Raw genomic sequence first — 6,204 nt, 5'->3', positions numbered from 1 at the left:
CGGACCACTTCGATAAGCTGGACAAAAAACACCAGACCAGCCGCCTCGTGCGCCGTCTCAAGGAACTCGGTTATGCCGTGCAACTCGAACCCATCCCCGCGACCGGCTGAGGCCTGTTTCTTGCGAGGGGATGGAGCCGTTCACGCCGCTCAACATCTGGCAACGCCTGTACCAGACCTTCCTCTCAAACCGCGTGGCCGACGCTACGGGGACATCGTCATGGGGCCGTGGCTCAATGGGACGGAAATGTTCACTGTGCAGTAGACCGCTCTTGGATACCGCGACATTGCCCCTGCGCACGTTGGAGTGGGGCTTGGTGCGACGGTCTGTCATTCCGATGCGCGTAATATGCACTTGAGCATATATGCGTTGAGCCATATATAAAGAATATGGAAAGCGTCCAGCACATATTCGCCGCATTGTCGGATCGGCTGCGGCTGCGCTCCGTCCTGCTGGTGGCCCGAGAGGGGGATCTCTGCGTCTGCGAACTGGTCCAGGCGCTTGACGTCTCTCAGCCGAAGGTCTCGCGCCATCTGGCGACGCTGCGCACGGCCCGGATCGTGACCGTCCGGCGGGAGGCGCAATGGCTGCATTACCGCCTCGATCCCAATCGCCCGGTCTGGCTGTCGCGGATCGTCGAGGCAGCCGTGGCCGCTTCGGCGGACGATCCCGACCACCTGGCCGACCTCGATCGTTTGGCTGCCAGCACGAAGCGGGTGGGCCGGCCGGTGGCGCGTAATGAGGCACCGAAAGCGCCCGCGCGATGTTTGTGATTTTCGAACGACTCGCCGACCTGGTCACCTTCCGGCTGCTGGGCTTGTCGGACGGCACCAAGCTGGCCGACGCGGTGCATTTCTTCGTCGGGGACACGACCAAGATCTTCGTCCTGTTGGTCGCCGTCGTGTTTCTGGTCGGTCTGTTCCGCAGTGTGATGACCCCTGAACGGGTGCGCGACTACCTTGCCGGCCGCTCGCGCGGGACGACCTACGGCATGGCGGTGGGCCTGGGCGCAGTGACGCCGTTTTGCTCCTGCTCCTCGGTGCCGCTGTTCATCGGCTTCCTGAAGTCGGGCATCCCGATGGGCGCGACCATGGCGTTCCTAATCGCCTCCCCAATGGTGAACGAGGTCGCAGTGGTGGTGCTGGCCGGGGTGGTCGGCTGGGAGGTTGCGGTGCTTTACGTCGCGACCGGCCTGGCGGTCGGCACGTTGGGCGGCTGGTTGACTGACCGCTTCCATCTGGAGCGCTTCGTGCGGGACTTCGTCTGGCAGGTCCGCACCGCGCAGGGTGCCGGCAACCTGCCGGACACCAGCCTGAGCGGACGCGCTCGCTTCGCCCGGGACGAGGTGCGTGAGATCCTCGGCCGGATCTGGCTGTACGTCCTGATCGGTATTGGCATCGGGGCCGGGCTGCACGGCTTCGTCCCCCAGGAGGTGTTCGCCCAGTACGCCGGCGCTGAAAACCTCCTGGCGGTACCCGCGGCCGTCCTTGCAGGGATCCCGCTCTACGCCAACGCGACCGGCGTGATCCCGGTCGTCGACGCGCTGCTGGGCAAGGGCGTGCCGATCGGCACCGCGCTGGTGCTGATGATGAGCGTGGTCGCGCTGTCGCTGCCGGAGTTCATCCTGCTGCGCCAGGTGATCACGGTGCGCGGCCTGGCCGCTTACGCGGGCTTCATGGCGACCGCCTTCATCGCGGTCGGCTACCTTTTCAACGCGATCCTGTAGGAAAGAGGAATATCCGAACCATGGATATCAAGGTGCTCGGCCCGGGTTGCAAGAAATGCTCTCAGACCGAGGAAATGATTCGGTCGAAGGCGCGCGCACTGTCGCTCGACGCCACGGTGGAGAAGGTGACCGACGCCGCCACGATCATGGAATACGGCGCGATGTCGACGCCCGCTGTGGCGATCGACGGCAAGCTCGTCCACAGCGGCGGCAAGCCGTCCGAGCGCGACGTCGAAAGCTGGTTGAGACAAAAAGTGTAGACCGGCAGGACGTTCGACCCTGCCGATCCGCAGCTGCCGTTACCGTGATGGCGTAAAAACCCACTTATGGCGTACGACGAGTGGGCGGTCCAGCGGTGCCGCGACATGACTTGGTAGCCATCAGCGAGGAAAACGAAGTTACCATGCTTACGCCGGTCAGCGTGGCCAGCCCAGCGTGTGGCGATGTCCTGTCGGGCAACGCGCTCATATCGCAGGTCCTCACACCTCGGGTGTACGATCCGTTCTGTCGTGAGCGGGCCGCTTGGTGGCGATCGCGTGGGGGACCGAGAATCTTGCGGCGACGAAAGCGTGATTTACGGGTTCTGACGGTTCCGCTTGACCGTCGGAATCGTCTGTGCGCTCCTGGGAGCGCAACCGGCGAGAGGCCCGGAATTCCGCGGTTTTCGGCGGCTGGCGCTTAGAATCCTGGCGCCCCAGCCACGCTTCGATACCCGTTGAAATTCGGCGTTGCGACGAAATGTTTTCCGGAAATTTCAAAATGTCGGAGGGCTGTTGATCCAAAGTATGCGAGCGACGGCCTGACCGCGGTTACGGTATGAGTGGGGTAGATTCGACCGGAAGTGGAACGAGCTACCCTCGATGAGGTGGAAGATTTGACCAGCGACGGTCAATTCCAGTTCGCCTGACAGCACGTAACCAATTTCTTCGCCTTCATGCTTGATCTCACCGCCATTGTCTGCGCCGGGATCCACGTTGTGAATATTACCATCCAGTATACGAGGATTATGAGTGGGAGCTAAGCGCTCAAGACGAATCCCAGGTCCACTCGCGTTTTGATAAACCTGAACAATCGGGCGTTCGTCAGGCCAGAAAACGGTCACTTCGTGTTGGTCACGGGTGTCGAATAAGGAAGCAATATTCGAATCAAGCGCTGCCATGATTCGATGCAACATGTGTAGCGATGGGGTCGACTTGTTACGCTCGATCTTTGAGACCAAGCTTTCGGAACATCCCACCGCATCCGCTAGATCGCGAAGACGCATGCGCTTGATGAGGCGGAGGTAGCGAACACGCTGGCCGATATCCGCGTGATCCGTCGGAGCCTCCGATGTCTTAGGTGTATCTGATGTCGCCATGTCTCTCACTTCGACGATCCATGGAACGCGCGTACGCTCGACGGTCAGCTTTCTAAGTAGGAGGGATGGCTGCCGCAACAGCTGGGCGCCACCCGACCTAGGCTCTTTGTCAAAGCGCTTTATTCGAATTCAAGTCACTTGACGGACTTTCCACCCGGTGCGACGGTTTTGCAATGGCAAGTCAGTCCGTCGATCGGGCGTGCAGGGAGGCTAGGATGTCGGAGGGGAAGAAAGGGCGGCGTGAAGCCGTCGTTCGAATCGCATGCGTCCAGATGGAGCCGCACGTCGGCGACGTTGCCGGCAATGTGGAAAAGGCTGCAGGGTACGTTGAGCAGGCAGCCAAGGCAGGTGCCCGGTTGATCGTCCTCCCGGAGTTGGCGAACTCCGGGTACGTGTTCGAAACCCGCGACGAGGCGTTCGAACTATCGGAAACGGTCGGCGAAGGCCCGACTTCCAAGACCTTCATGAAGCTGTGCCGCGATCACGGTTGCTGGATCGTTACGGGCTTCGACGAGCGTGTCGGCGATAAGCTCTTCAACTCGTCGGTGATGTTCGGTCCGGAAGGTCACGTCGGCACCTTTCGGAAGGTTCACCTTTGGAATGAAGAAAACCTCTTCTTCGAGCCAGGCGATTTGGGATTCCCCGTCTGGCACACGCCGCTCGGCCGGATCGCGACCAACATCTGCTATGATAGTTGGTTTCCGGAGAGTTTCCGGTTGGCAGCCCTTCAAGGCGCCGATCTCGTGTGCGTGCCGACGAATTGGGTCCCGATCCCCGGTCAGGACCCGAACCGGGAGGCGATGGCCAACATCCTTTGCATGGCGGCGGCCCATGCGAATTCGATTTTTATCGCCGCTGCGGACCGTATCGGCACCGAGCGTGGGCAGCCCTTCGTCGGACAAAGCCTGATCGTCAGCTATACGGGTTGGCCAATCGGTGGGCCAGCATCCCACGACCAGGAAGAAGTACTCTACGCCGACGTCAATCTCTCGGATGCCCGGCGAAAGCGGAACTGGAACGAGTACAACCAGCCGCTTCGGGACCGCCGACGCGACGTCTACGGCGAAATGCTGGGCAGTTCGCATCGGCCTGGTTGGCACTGAGCGTGTCTCAGGGCGTCGAGCAACTGATTTACGCGGCCAGAGCCTAAAAACGACGTTCCGCTGCGTGCAGCGTAGACGATTTGCCTGCCGTAAAACCGAACAATGATCCGGCGGCGGGCGAGGCTTCACAAATGGGAGGCGACCGATGACGGATACGAAGCATGACTCTCGATTTAGCGGAGTGAACACCACCATTACACGCCGGCGCGTGCTCGGCGGTATGGCTGCGACGGCCGGTGTTGCCGCTACCTTTTCGGCGCCGGGTATTCTCAGACACGCGCGTGGCGCCGCCCCGATCAAGGTCGGGGTAATCTCGCCGCTAACCGGTGCCTGGACCGTTTACGGCAAGGCGCACATGGCTGGTTTTGAACTGGCGGTGAAGGAGATCAACGAGGCCGGCGGCGTGCTGGGCCGACCGATTGAGATCGTCGTCGGTGATAGCAAGACCGAACCGCGGGTGGTCGTCGAGCAGGCCAACCGGCTGATTCGTCGCGAGCGTGTGGACTTTCTGGCGGGCACGTTCTCCAGCGCCGAACGGAACGCGGCCGGCCCGGTCGTGGACGGAGCGAACAAAATCCTGCTCTATCCGACCTTCTACGAAGGTCAGAAGCAGGAATACCACCCCGGCGTGTGTAACTCGAACATCTTCATGTTCGGCCCCGAGCCCACCCAACAGGTCTGGCCGCACATGGAGTACATGACGACGAAGTTCGGCAAGAAGTTCTTCATGATCGGCTCCGACTACGCGTGGCCACGCGTGACGAACGAGATGACCAAGCGGAAGCTCGCCGAACTCGGGGGTGAGGTTGTCGGCGAGCAGTACATCCCGTTCAACACCCCGCAGTACGATTCCGTGCTTCGCGACATCCGGAACTCCGGCTGCGACCTGATCTTCCACTCGTTGACGGGCAGCGACACCGTGAACTTCCGTCAGCAGCTGGCGAGTGCGGGCATGAAGGAAGACTTTCCGCTCTGGACCGTGGACGACGAAGAGGTCGTCACGTCGGGTCTGGGGCCGGACGTATCCAAGAACGACTATGTCAGCTTCGACTACTTCATGTCCATCGAGCACCCGAACAACAAGGCGTTCCTCGAGCGATTCAAGGCCGAATACGGTCAGGACGCGCTGATGAACACGGTTGGCGTGGCGATGTACAACGCCGCCCACATGGCCGCAAAGGCCATGGAGGCTGCCGGTGAAGTGTCGACGGAGGCCTTGAGGGCGAACCTAAAGGGCATGACCTTCGAGGACGCGCCGCAAGGGCCGGTGCGCATGCGTGAGGTCGACAACCAGCTCGTGCTGCCGTCGTATCTGATGCAGGTCGCCCCCGACTGGACCTCCGTGAACGACATGTTCCAGCAGATCCAGTCGTTCCAGTCGGTGGAGCCGCTTACAGCGCGCTGCGAGTCTCTTCCGCTTTAAGGCGTTGTGGTCGTCGGCCGGCCGTCGAACGACGACGGCCGGCCGAGACCGGCGTACACCACGGGCATTGGGCGTGACTGCAATCCCGAAACGAGCCGTGTTAACGGAGCCGGCATGGAAATGGTTTTAAGCGTCGGTGTCGACGTGTTCCTTATAACGATGATGCTTGCGCTGGCAGCCTTCGGGCTGGCGATCATCTTCGGCTTGGTCGGCGTCATTAACATGGGGCATGGCGCTATGCTCACGCTCGGCGCTTACTTCGCCTGGTGGACGACCAGTGTCGCAGGCTTACCGTTCCCGATCGCCGTTATCCTGGCGGCGCTGGGCGTTGGGTTGATCGGTCTGGTCTGGCCTGAGTTCGCGGTCACTGGACACGCAGCGCCGGGGGTCTGCGGTCTAAGTCGTTGATGTGCCTGGATCGGCGGATGGCCGAAGCGTTCATCCGACTAGACACACGGCTGGCCGATATGGCGTTGACTGTGCGCGATTCGGCGCCCCAGGGTCTAGGCATGTACCTGCGGACGACCCAGCGGCGCCGGAAAGACGGCTCGATCGTGCGCTACCTGGCCCTGGCCGAGAACGTGTGGAATGCCCA

At 61.6% G+C, this 6,204-nt stretch carries 7 protein-coding genes; 6 read left to right on the top strand and 1 reads right to left on the bottom strand.

Translation table 11 applies throughout. The features are described from left to right. Positions 1-389 precede the first annotated feature (389 nt). From CKO28_RS26365 to CKO28_RS26355, 3 genes are read left to right on the top strand one after another with little or no spacing between them, the layout of a single operon-like run. Positions 390-773 carry a metalloregulator ArsR/SmtB family transcription factor gene (locus tag CKO28_RS26365; RefSeq protein ID WP_200344244.1) on the top strand — a complete coding sequence of 128 codons (384 nt, stop codon included), beginning with the start codon at positions 390-392 and terminating at the stop codon, positions 771-773. After that, on the top strand, positions 764-1,726 hold the full coding sequence (locus CKO28_RS26360) for a permease (RefSeq protein WP_200344242.1): 963 nt from the start codon (positions 764-766) through the stop codon (positions 1,724-1,726). The genes CKO28_RS26365 and CKO28_RS26360 overlap by 10 nt, the downstream gene beginning before the upstream one ends. A gap of 20 nt (positions 1,727-1,746) precedes the next feature. Next, entirely contained in the window at positions 1,747-1,986 is a 240-nt protein-coding gene (locus tag CKO28_RS26355) for a thioredoxin family protein (protein ID WP_200344240.1), read from the top strand. Between the two features lie 494 nt (positions 1,987-2,480). Here CKO28_RS26355 and CKO28_RS26350 read toward each other — a convergent pair whose 3' ends face one another. Then, positions 2,481-3,083 carry a cupin domain-containing protein gene (locus tag CKO28_RS26350; RefSeq protein ID WP_200344238.1) on the bottom strand — a complete coding sequence of 201 codons (603 nt, stop codon included), beginning with the start codon at positions 3,081-3,083 and terminating at the stop codon, positions 2,481-2,483. Positions 3,084-3,298: 215 nt separating this feature from the next. Between CKO28_RS26350 and CKO28_RS26345 the strand changes: the two genes are divergently transcribed. The 3 genes from CKO28_RS26345 (at position 3,299) to CKO28_RS26335 (ending at position 6,017) form a co-directional block, all read left to right on the top strand. Continuing rightward, on the top strand, positions 3,299-4,186 hold the full coding sequence (locus CKO28_RS26345; RefSeq protein ID WP_200344236.1) for a nitrilase family protein: 888 nt from the start codon (positions 3,299-3,301) through the stop codon (positions 4,184-4,186). Positions 4,187-4,331: 145 nt separating this feature from the next. Beyond that, positions 4,332-5,609, top strand: coding sequence for a substrate-binding protein (locus CKO28_RS26340; RefSeq protein WP_200344234.1), 1,278 nt, complete (start codon positions 4,332-4,334; stop codon positions 5,607-5,609). Positions 5,610-5,723: 114 nt separating this feature from the next. Further along, the gene (locus CKO28_RS26335; RefSeq protein WP_200344232.1) at positions 5,724-6,017 is read left to right on the top strand and encodes an ABC transporter permease subunit; all 294 of its coding nucleotides are present in this window, start codon (positions 5,724-5,726) and stop codon (positions 6,015-6,017) included. Positions 6,018-6,204: the final 187 nt, after the last annotated feature.

This window comes from Rhodovibrio sodomensis, from assembly GCF_016583645.1.
In the GTDB taxonomy this organism is placed as follows: domain Bacteria; phylum Pseudomonadota; class Alphaproteobacteria; order Kiloniellales; family Rhodovibrionaceae; genus Rhodovibrio; species Rhodovibrio sodomensis.
The sequence above is the reverse complement of the archived record's forward strand: the minus strand, read 5'-3'. Positions and strand labels throughout refer to the sequence as shown.